Origin of the sequence: Methyloceanibacter sp. (assembly GCF_049590335.1) — a bacterium.
In the GTDB taxonomy this organism is placed as follows: Bacteria; Pseudomonadota; Alphaproteobacteria; order Rhizobiales; family Methyloligellaceae; genus Methyloceanibacter.
Genome location: NZ_JBAWCQ010000121.1, coordinates 14,084 through 29,366 on the forward strand (window position 1 = coordinate 14,084; position 15,283 = coordinate 29,366).

The 15,283-nt window shown below is 61.9% G+C and carries 14 protein-coding genes; all 14 read right to left on the reverse strand.

The features are described from left to right. Positions 1-5: 5 nt before the first annotated feature. Positions 6-2,912 carry a bifunctional [glutamine synthetase] adenylyltransferase/[glutamine synthetase]-adenylyl-L-tyrosine phosphorylase gene (locus tag WBQ77_RS09740; RefSeq protein ID WP_424043298.1) on the reverse strand — a complete coding sequence of 969 codons (2,907 nt, stop codon included), beginning with the start codon at positions 2,910-2,912 and terminating at the stop codon, positions 6-8. Next, on the reverse strand, positions 2,909-4,366 hold the full coding sequence (locus WBQ77_RS09745; protein WP_424043296.1) for an ATP-binding protein: 1,458 nt from the start codon (positions 4,364-4,366) through the stop codon (positions 2,909-2,911). The genes WBQ77_RS09740 and WBQ77_RS09745 overlap by 4 nt, the downstream gene beginning before the upstream one ends. Further along, positions 4,350-5,030: a response regulator transcription factor gene (locus WBQ77_RS09750; protein ID WP_424043294.1), complete on the reverse strand. Its 681-nt coding sequence runs from the start codon at positions 5,028-5,030 to the stop codon at positions 4,350-4,352. Before WBQ77_RS09750 ends, WBQ77_RS09745 begins: the two co-directional genes overlap by 17 nt. Positions 5,031-5,140: 110 nt before the next feature. Continuing rightward, positions 5,141-6,706 (reverse strand): Do family serine endopeptidase, encoded by a 1,566-nt coding sequence (locus WBQ77_RS09755; RefSeq protein ID WP_424043292.1) that lies wholly within the window; start codon positions 6,704-6,706, stop codon positions 5,141-5,143. 168 nt (positions 6,707-6,874) lie between these two features. Beyond that, positions 6,875-7,372, reverse strand: coding sequence for a cytochrome c-type biogenesis protein (locus WBQ77_RS09760; protein ID WP_424043302.1), 498 nt, complete (start codon positions 7,370-7,372; stop codon positions 6,875-6,877). Between the two features lie 2 nt (positions 7,373-7,374). Beyond that, positions 7,375-9,363, reverse strand: a complete 1,989-nt coding sequence (locus tag WBQ77_RS09765) for a heme lyase CcmF/NrfE family subunit (RefSeq protein ID WP_424043290.1) — start codon at positions 9,361-9,363, stop codon at positions 7,375-7,377. Next, on the reverse strand, positions 9,360-9,821 hold the full coding sequence (gene ccmE, locus WBQ77_RS09770) for a cytochrome c maturation protein CcmE (protein ID WP_424043288.1): 462 nt from the start codon (positions 9,819-9,821) through the stop codon (positions 9,360-9,362). Before ccmE ends, WBQ77_RS09765 begins: the two co-directional genes overlap by 4 nt. Then, positions 9,818-10,966 (reverse strand): c-type cytochrome biogenesis protein CcmI, encoded by a 1,149-nt coding sequence (gene ccmI / locus WBQ77_RS09775; RefSeq protein ID WP_424060025.1) that lies wholly within the window; start codon positions 10,964-10,966, stop codon positions 9,818-9,820. The genes ccmE and ccmI overlap by 4 nt, the downstream gene beginning before the upstream one ends. Positions 10,967-11,087: 121 nt before the next feature. Next, entirely contained in the window at positions 11,088-11,462 is a 375-nt protein-coding gene (locus tag WBQ77_RS09780) for a hypothetical protein (RefSeq protein ID WP_424060027.1), read from the reverse strand. A gap of 133 nt (positions 11,463-11,595) precedes the next feature. After that, entirely contained in the window at positions 11,596-12,957 is a 1,362-nt protein-coding gene (locus tag WBQ77_RS09785; RefSeq protein ID WP_424060029.1) for an ATP-binding protein, read from the reverse strand. A gap of 4 nt (positions 12,958-12,961) precedes the next feature. Then, on the reverse strand, positions 12,962-13,633 hold the full coding sequence (locus tag WBQ77_RS09790) for a response regulator transcription factor (RefSeq protein ID WP_424043281.1): 672 nt from the start codon (positions 13,631-13,633) through the stop codon (positions 12,962-12,964). Positions 13,634-14,113: 480 nt separating this feature from the next. Then, positions 14,114-14,284, reverse strand: coding sequence for a hypothetical protein (locus WBQ77_RS09795; RefSeq protein ID WP_424043277.1), 171 nt, complete (start codon positions 14,282-14,284; stop codon positions 14,114-14,116). Between the two features lie 115 nt (positions 14,285-14,399). After that, complete coding sequence (locus tag WBQ77_RS09800) at positions 14,400-14,867, reverse strand: TerB family tellurite resistance protein (RefSeq protein ID WP_424060031.1); 468 nt, start codon at positions 14,865-14,867, stop codon at positions 14,400-14,402. 129 nt (positions 14,868-14,996) lie between these two features. Further along, positions 14,997-15,283 (reverse strand): DUF3168 domain-containing protein (locus WBQ77_RS09805; protein ID WP_424060033.1); only part of this gene is annotated, 287 nt, incomplete at its 5' end.

Here is a 15,283-nt window from a genome sequence, read left to right on the forward strand (position 1 = left end):
TAAACTCAAGCCACGAGACGATTGAAGGCGTTGTGCACGCGCAACAACGTCTCCTTTAATGTCGCCTCCAACGTCGAGAAATCCGGCATATCCGCCGACCGGGCCAAGAGTTCCCGCAAGGCCTGCGGCGCATCGTTCGCATCGAAGCCTTCCTCAAGGCAAAGCCTCAGTATCTGGGTGAGCGATTGGTAGAGTCGCGCTGCCGGGATCAGCAGTTCAGCATCGGCCTGGTCGAGAACGCCGGCCTTCGCGAGCTTGGTCAGGCCGGCTTCCGTGTTCGGGTCGAGGACGTCGGGCCGCTCCGCCGCGTTCACGAGTTGAAGGAACTGCGTGGTGAATTCGAGATCGACGATGCCACCACGGACCTGCTTCAAATTCCAAATGTCGGCCGATCCCTTCTCGGCCGCGATCCTGCGGCGCATCTCGTGAACTTCGCCCGCCACGGCAGCCCGGTCGCGCGGCCTTGTGAGCACGGAGCGGATGGTCGCATCGATTGCTTGGCGCATAGGATCGGGTCCCGAGACGACCCGCGCGCGCGTCAGCGCGAGATGCTCCCAGACCCACGCGGACCGCTCCTGGTAGTCGACAAAGCCCGACAGCTTGGTGGCGACCGGGCCCTGGCTCCCGGATGGCCGCAGCCGCATATCGACTTCGTAGAGCGCGCCCTCTGCCGTCTGGGCCGATAGCGCCGCGATCAGGCGCTGCGTGAACCGCGTGTAGTATTGAGGGCCAGGAAGACTGCGATCACCATCGGACTTCGCGTCCTCACCGGCATAGTCATACACGGTGATGAGATCGAGGTCGGACGCGGCCGTCATCTCCTCGCCGCCCAGCTTGCCCATCGCAACAACCGCCGCCATGCCGTTCGGCAAACGACCATGCTGCGCGATCAATTCCTCGCCGACACGGTCTGACAGCACCTGGATCAGCGTGTCGGCAAGCGTCGCATATGCCTCACCCGCCTGCTCCGCGGAAATGGAGCCCGAGATCACACGGACACCAATAAGGAAGCCCTGCTCGCGCCCGACGATACGTGCAAGATCGAGCGCATCCTGATAGTCGGTCGCGAGCGCAAGCGCCCCCCCGACGACCTCTTTCAGTTGCGTCTTGGTTGGCGTGTCTCCGAAGAAACCCGGATCCAGAACGGCATCCATCAGCCTTGGACGCCGCCCGAGAATTTTCGCAAGACGCGGGGCCGTACCCATGATGTCGGCCACAAGCCGCAACAGGCTGGGATTGGCCGCAAGCAAAGAGAACAGCGGCAGGCCCACTGGCATATTGGCCATGACCTTGTCGAAGATCGACAAGGCAAGGTCGGGCTGTGCCGTGCGGCTGAAGGCCTCCAGAAGATGGGGGAGAAACTCGGTCAAGCGCTCGCGCGCTTTGGCGCTGCGCGTGGCGGGATAGCGGCCAGCCTGCCAAGCCTTGATCGCTTCAATGGCCGCGCGGGGATTCTCGAAGCCGAGGTCCTTCAGCGCCGCGCGGGACTCCGGGCTCGCCTCGTCTCCAAGAACAAGTCCAGGTATGGAGCATGGCGGCTGGGGAATCTTCTCGAACAGGGCGCCATAATGCCCCTCCACACACTGGAACCGCGCAAGGAGAGCATCGCCGAAAGCATCCGTCTTGGCGAAGCCGCACAGCCGCGCGAGACGGTCGAATTCGTGCGGCTCGGCGGGAATGATATGCGTCTGTTGATCGCCGACCATCTGAATGCGGTTCTCCACCCGGCGCAGGAACAGATAGGCTTCCGAGAGCTCCTGCGCCGCATCGGCTTCGATCCAATCGCCTTCGGCGAGCCGGGTGAGGGCTTCCAGCGTCCCCCGCGTGCGCAGCTCCGGATGGCGCCCGCCCGCGATCAATTGCTGCGTCTGCGCGAAGAACTCGATATCGCGAATGCCGCCCCGTCCCAGCTTGATGTCGTGACCGCCCACGGCAATCGCACCATGGCCTTTGAATTCATGCACCCGCCGCTTCATGGCGTGGATATCGGCTACCGCGGCGAAATCCAGATACTTCCGCCAGATGAATGGCGAGAGCTGTTCGAGAAAGGCATCGCCAAGCGCGGCATCACCGGCCGCGATCCGTGCCTTGATCAGCGCCGACCGCTCCCAGTTCTGACCAAAACCCTCGTAGTAGATCAGGCCGGCTTCGGTCGAGAGTGCGATCTGCGTCGCACCGGGATCGGGCCTTAGCCGCAAATCCGTCCGGTAAACATAACCGTCCTTCGTTTGCTCCTGCAGCACGCGCACCAGGTCGCGAGTCAGTTTCACGAAAAAAGCTGACGGCTCCACGGTCTCGGCAAGCCGCGCCTGCTCGGGATCGTAGAACACAATGAAGTCGACATCGGACGAGTAGTTCAATTCCATGGCACCGAGCTTGCCCATGGCGATCACGAAGTATCCGTCCGGCTCGTGTGACGTCACTTGGCCGGCTGCGTAGGCCTTGCGGAACAGATAGTTTACTGCAGCCCTGATTGCCGTATCGGCGGCATCGCTCAAGCCTTTCAGCGTCCCAGCGGTCGTCCAAACGCCGCCGAGATCGGCGAGTGCGGTCACGAGAGCGCTGTGCTGCTTGAACTTGCGTAGCATGGCCATGGCTTCGGCCTCGGAGGGCACTTGCGCCAAGGCAGCCTCCAGCCGCGCGCCGGCCTCCGGCAGATGGGTGTCAGGATCCTCGGCGAGGCAGGCGGCAAGAAGCTCGGGGTCTCGCACCGACAAGGCCGAAAGATAGGGCGATCCAGAGAAGGCAGCGGTGAGAAACGCGGCGACCTTTGGCGCGCGCAGCATCTCCGCGGCGTATGCGCTGGCCGGGTCCTGGTCCAGTGCCTTCTGCACCGACGCAAGAACATCGCCACCCCGCTCCGCATCGAAGACATCGGGGATTTCGCAAATCCGTTCGGCGAACGGCGTCACGTCGGCCTCAGCTCTCCTTCTGGCGACGGTCTGTCCGCCGTGGTTCTTCGCTGCGCGCCTGTCTCCAACGGAAGGCTGAGAATGACGCGGAGGCCGGGCGCATTGTCCTCAAGCCTCAGCATCCCACCATGCAGCCTCGCTACCGCCGCGACAAGGCTCAATCCAAGACCGCTACCGGGTTCGGAGCGGCTTGCCTCAAGACGTACGAAACGGTCCAAGACGCGTTCCCGCTCGGAGGCTGGAACACCAGGGCCGCGGTCGGAGACGGTGATTTCCGCGAACCCATCACGGCGGGAGGTCCGGACAACGACTTCCGCCGCATGGCCATTGCCTTGGGTGGCGCGCGCGGCCCCATACTTCAACGCGTTGTCGATAAGATTGGCGAGCGCCTGCCCCAAAAGTTGCCGGTTGCCGCGCACGGGGATGAAACCTGCCATGTCCGCCTTGAGAGCAATGCCGCGCTCCTCGGCCACGGGCTCATAGAGCTCGGTCACATCGCTCACAAGGGCCGAGAGATCGAGACTGTCGCGATCGTCCCCGCCCGCCCCCGCTTCAAGCCTAGCGATGGAAAGTAAGGCGTTGAACGTCTTGATGAGACCGTCGGCCTCCTCAATGGTCAGCTCCAAGGCATCCCGGTAGCCGACCTCGTCCGCCGGCTCGCGCAACGCCTCCTCGACGCGATTGCGCAACCTGTTCAAAGGTGTCTTCAGGTCGTGAGCGATATTGTCGGAGACTTCCCGCATGCCGGCCATGAGTTGCTCGATACGGCCAAGCATCAAATTGAGACTTTGGGCCAAGCGATCCAGCTCATCGCCCGACCCGCTCACGGGCAATCGGCGGGAAAGATCGCCGGCCATGATCGTGCGCGTGGTGGCGGAAAGCTTATCGACGCGGGCGAGCAATCTGCGGCTCACCCAATAGCCGCCGCCGATGCCGAGCAGCGCCATGACGCCCAGTCCCCACAGCATGGTCGAACGGATGAGGCGCGACAGCTCCCGGCGGTCCTCAATGTCACGGCCGACGATGAGGCGATCGCCGCCGGGAAGCCGGAAGACATTCGCAAACGCCAGCCGCTGCTCCATGCCACCGGGTGCGGGGCGGCTATAGACAAACTCGACCGGCCCGACACTGTCCCAAAGCTGAGGCGAGACGGCGCTCAGATTTCCCGCAAGCTGCTTCTCGTTTCTGTCGGCGACAAGATAAAGGCTATTGCCTGGCGTGCGGCTGCGTTGGGCGACGATGCGCACGAGTTGGTCGCGCCCGCCTGCACGATACTGCTCCGCAAGCCCCTTGAGCTCCGCATCGATAGTCTGATTGAGCTGCCGCGACAGCAGCACCGTCGTGTTCCAATACAGATAAACAATGGCAATGATGGCAGCCGCGCTGAACAGCGCGAAATAGGTCAGCGACAGGCGGAAGGTCGTCGTCCGGAAGAGTTTAGTGAGCGCTGTCACGGATCGTGTAACCGGCGCCGCGAACCGTATGGAGGAGCGGCTGCTCGAAGTTCTTATCGATCTTCGACCGCAGTCTCGAAATGTGGACGTCAATGACATTGGTCTGCGGATCGAAGTGATAGTCCCAAACGTTTTCGAGTAACATCGTGCGCGTCACAACCTGACCCGCATGCTTCATCAAATACTCGAGCAGTCGAAATTCTCGCGGCTGCAGCAAGATGGCCGCGCCCGCTCGCGTAACTTTGTGAGACAGACGATCCAGCACGAGATCGCCGACCGAGAGCCGCGTCGAACCTTCTTCCGGTGACGTACGGCGGGCCAGCACTTCGATGCGCGCTAAAAGTTCACTGAACGCATAGGGCTTTGTGAGATAGTCGTCGCCACCTGCCCGCAATCCCTTGACGCGGTCGTCGACCTCGCCCAAGGCCGAAAGGATCAACGCAGGCGTATGGATTTCTGCAGTGCGTAGGGACCTGATGACGCCGAGCCCATCCAGCTTTGGCAGCATGCGATCGACAATGAGCACGTCGTAGGCATTGGTTCTGGCAAAGTCGAGACCGGCCTCGCCGTCGGCTGCGTGCTCGGCCATATGCCCCGATTCCTTGAGCGCCCGCTTGAGAAAGGCTGCCGTCTCTTGGTCGTCCTCGATCACCAGGACCCGCATATCGCCTCAGCTCACTCTTTGTTTCGGAAAGACATACGGAAACACAAATCGGGGCGGGCGGCGCGGTTTGGGGGGGAAACCGCACCGCCCTCCAACAGAAGAAGGCGATATTACTCCTTCTTCTGGGAAAGCGCGACAAAGCGCGTTTGGTCGCCGGTCTTGACCTGCATCAGGACCTTGACCTTTTCCTTATCGCCCGTGGCGGATTCGGTCGCCTTGGCGAGACCCGTGGCGATGTCAGCCGGGGTGGCGACATCGACACCCGCGACTTGGAGAATGATATCGCCAGGTTTCAGGCCCTTGTTGGCGGCATCGCTATCGCTGTTCACCTCGGTGATGACGACACCATCCTCGCCGGCGCCCGGGATCGTGGCCGCCGGGGCAAGCGACAGGCCCAGCTTCTCCATCTGCTCACTCTGGTCAGCGGGCTCGTCCTTCCGGAGCGAGGCCAGCTTCTTTGCGCTCGGGAAAGCGCCGAGTGTCATGTCGACTTCACGCTTGTCGCCGTAACGGACAATTGCGAGTTTCACCTCGGAGTCGGGCTCGAGATCGGCGATCTTGCGGGCAAGGTCGCGCGAGTCCTTCACTGCGCTGCCGTTCACTTCGACAATGACGTCACCGGCCTTGATGTCCTCCTTCGCAGCAGGACCGTCCTCGGTCACCTTGGTGATCATGGCACCCTTTGGCGCGGGCAGACCGATCGAGTCGGCGATGTCGTCGTTGACGTTCTGAATAACGACACCGAGCCAGCCGCGATCGACGCTACCGTCGTCCTGGAGGTCCGCCACCACTTGTTTCACAAGCGCAGCCGGAACGGCAAACGCAATCCCGACATTGCCGCCGGACGGGGAAAAGATCGCGGTGTTGACACCAACCACATTCCCATCGAGATCGAAGCTCGGACCGCCAGAGTTGCCGCGGTTCACCGCCGCATCGATCTGGAGATAATCGTAAGGACCAGAACCGATGTCGCGATTGTGGGCCGAGATGATACCGGCTGTCACCGTACCACCGAGGCCGAACGGATTACCGACCGCAAGCACCCAATCGCCAACGCGCGGGCGCTTGTCGGACATCGTGACGAACGGGAACTTCGTGCTCGTCTTATCCGTCACCTTAACGAGCGCGAGGTCGGTGCGCGGATCGGTTCCGATCAGTTTCGCATCGAACTTCTCGCCGTCCTCCATGGTGACGGTGATGTTGTCGGCGTCCTCAACCACATGGTTGTTGGTGACGACGTACCCGTCTTCCGAAATGAAGAATCCGGACCCTTGCGCCAGGCTCGGCGTGTGCTTCGACGGCGGCTTCGGCATGCCCTTGCGGAACTGCTCGAAGAAGTCGTGTAGCGGATTGTCCTCGGGCACGTTCGGCATCCCAGGAATGGGCGAACCGTCGTTCTGTGCTGTCTTGGTTTCACCCTTCACATTGATGCTGACCACGGCGGGGCTCACCTTGGCCACGAGATCGGCGAAGGAAAGCGGCGCCCGGCCGTAGGGCGTCTCGATGGTCTGCTGCGCTTCAGCCATTTCTGCAACGGCCGGCGGCACACTCGGGTTGAATGAAAACCCGATCACCCCTGCGGCGACCAGCGCCGCAATGGCAAGAAACGCGGGCCTCCGAGCCAATTTCCGCGGCCGCGTGCTCTCGTTCGCTGCTGGGTTCGTATCAGTTGTCATTCGTTTCCCCTCTCTTGGGACGGCAAATTTGTTCCGGTCATGCTCTGACCGTGCAGAGCGATCATGTGAGATTCGAAATATAGGGAGCCGCCAATTACGCCGCGGTTTCACCGGCATTAATTATCGGTAAGGTTTGGCGCGCATAAGCAGCCCCGAAAACACAGGGGTTCAGAGCTTATCGCCGCCCTTCGGTGTTTCCTCGTCCAAGAGGCGAGTCAGATGCGCCTGTTCGCTCTCGGTGAGGGCTTGAGGCGCTGCGGACGACGCGGAGCGCCGACGGTAAGCATAGAGAATGCCGCCCAGGGCCAAGAGAAACAGCAGTGGTGTCGCGAGCCACAACAGCCATGTATGCGGGGTGAAGCGCGGCTTCAGCAGCACGAACTCCCCATAGCGCGAAACCACGAAGGTGATGATGTCGTCGTCGCTGTCGCCCGCTTTCAGCCGCTCGCGCACCAGCACGCGCAAATCCCTGGCCAAGGGCGCATCGGAATCGTCGATGGACTGATTTTGACAGACAAGACAGCGCAGCCCCGCGGATAGCCCCCGCGCCCGCGCTTCCAGCGCCGGATCGTCCAAGACTTCGTCGGGCTGTACGGCGTGCACGCTCGGCGCACCGAATGCAAAAACCGCCAGAAGAGCGGCGAGCACAAGCTGGCGGAAGGTCATCGTCACTTGCCCGCTGCCATGGCCGGTTTCGTCTTTTGCTTAGCGCGTTTGGGTGCGCCCACGCGCAAGCGGCGGTCCGATAGCGACACCATACCGCCGAAGAACATGAACAAGGCACCGAGCCAAATCAGCCGGACCATCGGATTGAAATAGACCCGGACGGTATAGCCACCGTCCTTGAGCGGATCGCCGAGCACCAGATAGAGATCGCCCCGCCAGCTGTTGTGGATACCAGCCTCGGTAGTTGCGCTCTTCTCCACGGAATAGGCGCGCTTTGATGGGATGAGTGTGGTCACGGGCTGGCCGTCCCGCGTCACCCGAAAGATGCCGGCAAGCTCCTTGTAGTTGGGGCCCAGCCCCTCTTTCACGCCTTCGAATGTAAGCTCGTAACCTGCGATGTCCACGGTCGCCCCCGGCGCCAGCGCCTCGATCCGCTCACTGCGCCAAGCCGTCGTCGCGACAAGCCCGATCACCATGACTCCAAGTCCCGCATGCGCGAGAGCCGAGCCATAGGCGGCGCGGGGCAAATTGCGCGCACGCCGCCAGCTTTCGCCCAAGGACGCATCGAAGAGTTTCGAGCGCGTTGCGATCTCTGTGCCGGCCCCCACGATCAGCCACAGACCGAGACCAATCCCAAGCGGCGCCAGCCAGGGACCGTTTTGGTGTAGGGCGAGCACAATGATCATCGCAGCTAGGGCGACGATCGCTGCAACCATCAGCCGCTGCGCCGCGGCTAGCAGATCGCCGCGTTTCCACGCGAGTAGAGGACCGAACGGCACGGCAATGAGGAGCGGCACGATCAGGGGCACGAAGGTCAGGTTGAAGAACGGTGCGCCAACAGAGATCTTCTCGCCGGTGACCGCTTCCAAGGCGAGCGGATAGAGCGTGCCGACGAACACGGCCGCGCACGCCACTGTCAAGAGCAGATTGTTGAGAACCAGACTGCCTTCACGGCTGATAGGCGCGAACAAGCCTCCTTTGGACAGAAGCGGCGCGCGCCAGGCGAATAGCGCAAACGACCCACCGATAAAGATCGCCATGATGCCGAGAATGAACACGCCGCGTGTCGGATCCACCGCGAAGGCATGGACCGACGTCAGCACGCCCGAGCGAACCAGAAACGTACCCATGAGGCTTAGGGAGAAGGTGATGATGGCGAGCAAAATCGTCCAGACCTTCAGCGCATCGCGCTTTTCCATCACAAGTGCCGAGTGCAACAGCGCCGTACCGGCGAGCCAGGGCATGAAGGACGCATTCTCGACGGGGTCCCAGAACCAGAAGCCGCCCCAGCCGAGCTCGTAATAAGCCCACCAGGAGCCCATCGCGATTCCGAGCGTCAGACACATCCAGGCGACGAGTGTCCAAGGCCGCACCCAGCGCGCCCATGCCGCATCGATGCGCCCATCGATCAGCGCAGCGACCGCGAAGGAGAACGCCATGGAAAATCCGACATAGCCCGCATAAAGGAAGGGCGGATGGAAGGCCAGCGCGGGGTCTTGCAGGACGGGGTTGAGACCTTGCCCGTCGAACGGCGCGGGGCTGACGCGCAGGAACGGATTCGAGGTCATAATGATGAAGAGCAGGAATGCGACGGCGATCGAGCCCTGCACCGCAAGCACGTTCGCCTGCAATTGACGAGGCAGGTTCGACCCGAAAGTCGCGACCGCGGCGCCGAACAGGGCCAGGATCAACACCCACAGAACCATCGACCCTTCGTGGTTCCCCCATACGGCCGAGATCTTGTAGAGCATCGGCTTGGCCGAGTGCGAGTTCTGCCACACATTCAAGACAGAGAAGTCGGAGGTGACATAGGCGACCGTCAGGGCTCCGAAGGCGATACAGATGAGAACGAACTGTGCTTGCGCCGCGGGAACGGAGACTGCAGCTAGGCGCGGATCGTTGACCCGTGTGCCGATGACCGGCAACACCATTTGAACGATGGCGACACCGAGCGCGAGGATAAGAGCATAGTGGCCGGTCTCCGCTATCATTGGGCCGTCACTTCCCCGCCGGCGTCAACATCACGCCAAACGCCTTGCTCTTTCAGTTTCGCGGCAACCTCCGGCGGCATGTAGTTCTCGTCATGCTTCGCCAGCACATTGTCGGCTTTGAAGGTTCCGTCCGGCTGCAACGCCCCTTCGGTTACCACGCCCTGTCCCTCGCGGAACAGGTCCGGCAGAACCCCGGTAAATGTCACGGGCAAGACCTTGGCGCCATCGGTCACCGCGAAGCGAACCGTCGTGCCTTCGTCCCGCTTCACGCTTCCGGTCTCGACGAGCCCCCCAAGCCGGATGCGCTGCCCGGGCGCGATCTCCATCTTCGCGATGTCGCTCGGGCTGTAGAAGAACACGATCGAGTCCCGCATAGCGTAAAGCACGAGGCCCACAGCCACCCCGAGAACCACAAGGCATGTTCCGATCAAAACGCCTCTGCGCTGTTTGCGTGTCATGACTTCAACCCCAACTCAGCTGCCAGCATATCGAGCTGCTCGATCGCCTGCGCATTCCCTGCGAACTGATCCTTCGCCTTGGCAACGGCGGCTTTCGCATCGCCGCTTCGCCCCAAAACCGTATAGGCGCGTATAAGACGGAGCCAGCCCGGTAAATCGTCGCCATCGGCCTCGAGCCGCGCCGCAAGCTTCTTGACCATGCTGTCCACCATGGCCTGGCGCTCGCCGGGACTCATACTCTGCACGGCTTCGATATCGGCGGCACTCGGTCCGGCTTTCGGCGCCATCGCCATTGCGGGCGGTTGTTTTCCGGAGATCCGGGCTTGCACGTTGGCGATCCGCCCCTCGATCATCGACCGCCAGCGCTCATCGCCTTGCCTGAGAACCAGCAATCCGCGCCAGTCCGCTAGCGCATCTTCGAAATTGCCACCCTGCTCTTTTGCGACCGCCAGGAGAATACGCGGTTCCACCAGCGTCCCATCTTCCTTCAGAGCCTCCTCAAGGGCGATGCGGGCCCGTTCCGTCACCAGCCCCTCCTGTTCCAGCACCAGCGCCTGGCCGAGACCGGACAGGCGCTTGGCCGTTGGCCCTAAAAGCCGGATCGCCTGACGATAGGCTTCGGCCGCATCCGCATAGCGCCGGCCGCCCAGATAGATTGGCGCGATCGCGTCCCAGCCGGCGCCTTCGTCGGGCTCCGCGCGCAAGCGCGCTTCCACACGGGCAACAAGCACACCGATGTCCTTCTCTTTGGCCGGATCGGTGAGCCGCGCGGCCAAGGGCTGGTCGGGAAGACGGGGCGAGCCGTAGAAGAGGTAGGCACCGAGCACGGCGAGCGGCAGGCCTATGGCAACGACAATGAAGGCTGCCCGGGGGAGCACGCCGCGGGGTCCCTCACCTGAGGCGCCAGCGCCGTTTTCGTCCGCGGCGAGCAACCGGCGCGCGACCTCGAGCCGCGCGGCCTCCGCCTCCGCCTTGCCGATTAGTCCACGCGCGCGATCCGCCCCGATCTCGTCGAGCTGATCCCGATAGACCGCGGCATTGAACGCATCGCGTTCGTCCACAGCATCTCGGCCGCCGACGAGCGGGTATAGCAAGAAGGACAAAACGACGGCGGTAAGGGCCGCCAGGATGACCCAAAGCAGCACGAAGAGGTCCTAACCTTCAGAATTCAAACGGTCGCTAGGCATAGGACATGGGCACTTGCCAGAGCAAGGCGAAGGCGTTGCCGGAAAGATGAAATCGCGGCAATGTTTCGCCAACTGGGCCCTAGCCTACCTGGCTCCAGCGCCCGTCAGGCTGCCGGCAAGCCGTACCGTTGGTTGTCTTGGGCTGCCCGTCGATAAACATCGTATGCGTGAAGGGGCGACAGAAGGAAGTGCCCTTCTTATAGGGCGTACCGGGAACGAACTGGCCGTTATGCTGGTTCGCCGGGTTGGTCCAAGAGGTCGCCTGACCCGCCTGGCCGAACTCCAGGGCCTTTTGCTTGGCCTCAGCCGCCAGCTGCTGGTCCTGAGCGTCCATCGCCGATGCACCGTTATTGCCCGACATCGAGCCCCATAGGGCGTCGGTGCCGAGGTTTCCGCCGGTTCCGCAGGCCGCAAGCATCAGCGGCAACAGTGCAATTGCAAGAATACGTCTCATCGGTTTTTCCCCGGCCCAAAAGGACAAAGCCATCCCTTTGCTAGAGGGTTAACATATAAGTGTAACCTCTCAGCAGAGTGTTAAGAATAACAAATCTGGCCAAATTAGGTTGCCATTGGCCGCGCCGAAAAAGTCAAGCAGCAGGCAAGGTTAAGCGGGCGCTCAGGCCGCCGCCTTCGGCGTTCTCCAGCGCTAAGAGCCCTTTATAGAGATGAGCCAGGTCCGCGACGATGGACAGGCCGAGGCCCGAGCCGGGCTTGCTTTCGTCGAGGCGCTGCCCGCGTTTGACGACCCGCTCCCGTTCGGCCTTGGTCAGGCCCGGCCCGTCGTCGTCCACGAACACGGAGATCATATCATCGCTCAGGCGCCGTGCAGTGACCGCCACGGACCCGTTGGCCCATTTGCACGCATTATCTATGAGGTTGCCGGTCATCTCCTCGAAATCCTGCTTTTCGCCTTGGAACGAGAGGCCCGGGTCGACGGAGACGCTCAAGTCGATCCCCTTCTCGCCATAGATGCGGTCGAGCGCCCGCTTCAATGCCATGAGCGTGGGCTCGACATCGGTCACTCCGCCGATAACACCGGACCGCGCCGCCACCCGCGCGCGGTCGAGATGGTGCGTGATCTGTGTTCGCATAAGCTCCGCCTGCTCGACCACCTTGTCGGACAGCGATCCGTCATGCCTCCGCGCCTCGTTGCTGATCACGCTGAGCGGCGTTTTCAGCGCATGGGCAAGATTACCCACATGCGTTCTCGCCCGTTCCACCACGTCGCGATTGGATTGAATGAGCGCATTTAGTTCGGTCTGCAGTGGCTTGATCTCGTCGGGAAGTTCGCCTTCCAGCTTCTCGGCATCGCCGGAGCGGATTGCCGCCAAGTCGTGACGAATGGCGCGCAACGGCAAGAGGCCGAAGCGAACCTGGAAGAAGGTCGCCACGGTCAGGCCGACGCCGAGAATCACGAGCGCCAGAACCAGCATCGTCGTGAACTGAGCGAGATCAGCGTCGATCTCGGCCGCATCGCCTGCGACGGCATAAGAGTAACCGTCGGATGCGTTGGCGCCCGGTCTGATTTCGCGCTCAACCATGCGCACGTTTTCGTCGTTTGGTCCGGTCCCATAGCTACGCCGGGTCAAAGTGTCGTCTGGAGGAACCCCCTCCTGGCTCGGCAGATCAAGCTGCTGATCGAGCAGCGAATCCGAAACGAATAGCGGGCGCTCGGTACCCTTCAGCGCCTTGATCTGCCAATACCAGCCGGAAAACGGGATGTCGAAAATGGGCGCGCCCAGACTCTCGGGTGTCTCGGGCGCCTCGCCGCCTTTCGCCGTGCTCGCGGCCACTAGGCTCGTCATGTAGACGTCCAGGCGCGCATCGAAATTGCGCTCGATACTTTGGCGATAAAGGGAGGAAAGCAGAACCGCGGCAATGGGAATAACCACGAGTACCCAGGCGGCGGCGGAGACGAAAAGTCTGAAGGCGAGAGATTTCGGCCCCATCGGGCTAGGCCCCGTCGGGATTTTCCGTAAGGCGGTAGCCGAGCCCGCGTACGGTCTTGATCAGATCCACGGGCAGCTTCTTGCGCAAGCGGCCGATAAAAACCTCGACCGTGTTCGAGTCCCGGTCGAAATCCTGTTCGTAGAGATGTTCCACGAGCTCGGTGCGGGACACCACCCGATCGCGTTGCATCATCAGATAATGCAACACGCGATACTCATGCGATGTGAGCTTGATGGCTTGCCCGTCGACCATAACCCGTGCTGCCTTGGTATCGAGAACGAGTGGACCGCAGGTCAGGTCATTACTCGCATGCCCTGCCGAACGGCGCAGGAGCGCGCGCAATCTTGCAAGGACTTCCTCCATATGGAAGGGCTTAGCGACATAGTCGTCGGCGCCCGCATCCATGCCTGCGACCTTATCGCTCCATCGTTCGCGGGCCGTCAGGATCAGCACCGGCATCTTGCGTTCGTCACGCCGCCACTGTTCGAGCACGGACAGTCCGTCCTTCCTGGGGAGCCCGATGTCGAGGATAACGGCATCGTAGGGCTCCGTATCGCCGAGGAAGTGTCCTTCCTCGCCATCGAAAGCCGTGTCGACGGCATAGCCGGCCTCACCGAGCGCGGTGACAAGTTGACGATTAAGATCTGGATCGTCCTCGACGACGAGAAGCCTCAAAGATTTGCCCTCCCTTGGCGTCTTCGTTGCAGCAAGTTCCTAGGATGTGCATCAGGCCCGTGGCAATTCTTAGAACGGCCTCGGTCTTGCGCTCTAGATAAAAGCCCTACTGCCCCGTCTTTGCGTTCACCGAGATATTCTTTACGGCGCCCTGCTTGCCAAGGACGGTGGCCCGATAGACGAAATTGTTGCCGTTTTGGCAAAGGACAATTTTTATCACTTTTCCTCCGCCCTTGGCCTGAGCCTTGCTCACAGCGGCTTTACCCGGGATGAGCCCGTTGCTCTTTATGAGTCCGCCGGAAGAACCCAAAGGCATGCATCCAGCATAGGCTGGCGCCACTGCCACAAAACTGGCAAACGCGGCAATGCCAATGGCCGCAAACATTTTGAACGCGTGACAGGTCATCTCAGTCCCACACATCTCATCATGGGCGCCACCATACAGGTGCGCCCATGAACGGCGCCTGAACGCCCACCCACTTAGACCGGCCCCTGCGTCTCTTTGTTACGAGAGCCGCCGGACTCATTCGCAGCCGCATCGTCCACCTTGGCGCCGAGCGCCGCAAGCCCCACGCTGCCGACGGTGACGAACGTGCCGCTGCCGTCGCTATCCACTTTCAGCAAGAGGTCCTTGCCCTTTTGCGCCGTCATGTCCGTTCCTCGCGTTGAGACAAACAAGTTGAGACAAAAGAAGAGCGGCCCCGAGACCCGCTCTTCCAAGAATTCCGGGCTGTGCTGGCGCGCGGATGTGTTGCGCGCGCAGACGTCAGATCGCCAGGCGCGCCTCGACCATCTTGCGCAAGGTCACCCGGTCGCGCGTGGAAACGCCGATTAGCTCGGCGACACGCCACACGAGGTTAGCCTCGAATTCGTCGACCACGCCGTCCACCATGACGACTTCCCACAGCATAACGACGATGCGCTTGCGGCCGTCCTGGTCGAGATTGCGGCAAAGAACTTTGGTGAACCGATACAGATCCACCGCTTCGCGCTCCTCGGCCGATGCCTCCTGAAACAGGCGTTTCAGCTCGTCGGGCTTGAGGTCGAAGCGCCGCTGAAGCAGCGCCTTCACCTTTTGCTTTTCGTTACTGTCGAACTTGCCGTCGATACTGCCCGCGTTGATCAGAAGCGCGGCCGATGCGACGCGCAGCTCCTCCTCGTGCATATCCTTCAAGCGCCCCTCGTCGTCGTTGACGCCCTCGACGAAATTCACCAGCCTGTTCCAAAGCGACATTCAGATCTCTCCCCCAAAGCGCATTGCCTGAAGGTGCGCCTTCAACGCGCAGGCCTTCCGCACTCACCCCTATAAAACAACGATGGCCGGGACAAGCCCGGCCATCGCAGTGAATTCTGTATTGGAAATTTAAGCCGCGACTTGCTGCAACGGCTCCGTTACGGCGCGATAGCGCACGATGCCGTGCATGGTCTCGCCGTCCGGATCGAGCCGGGCCTCGGCGAACTCATGGCGCAGGTTGGCCAGATAATGGCCCTCGACGCTCAGAGGCCGGTCGTGCAGCAGCGTCGTCACCGTGTCCATGATCTCGTGGACCTTGTCGGCACTATCGGCGCTGGTCCAGACATGGAGCGTCAGATCGTGCTCCGTACCGGCTTCCGTGCCGGTGCTCCAATCGAAATTAACCGTCTGCCCGA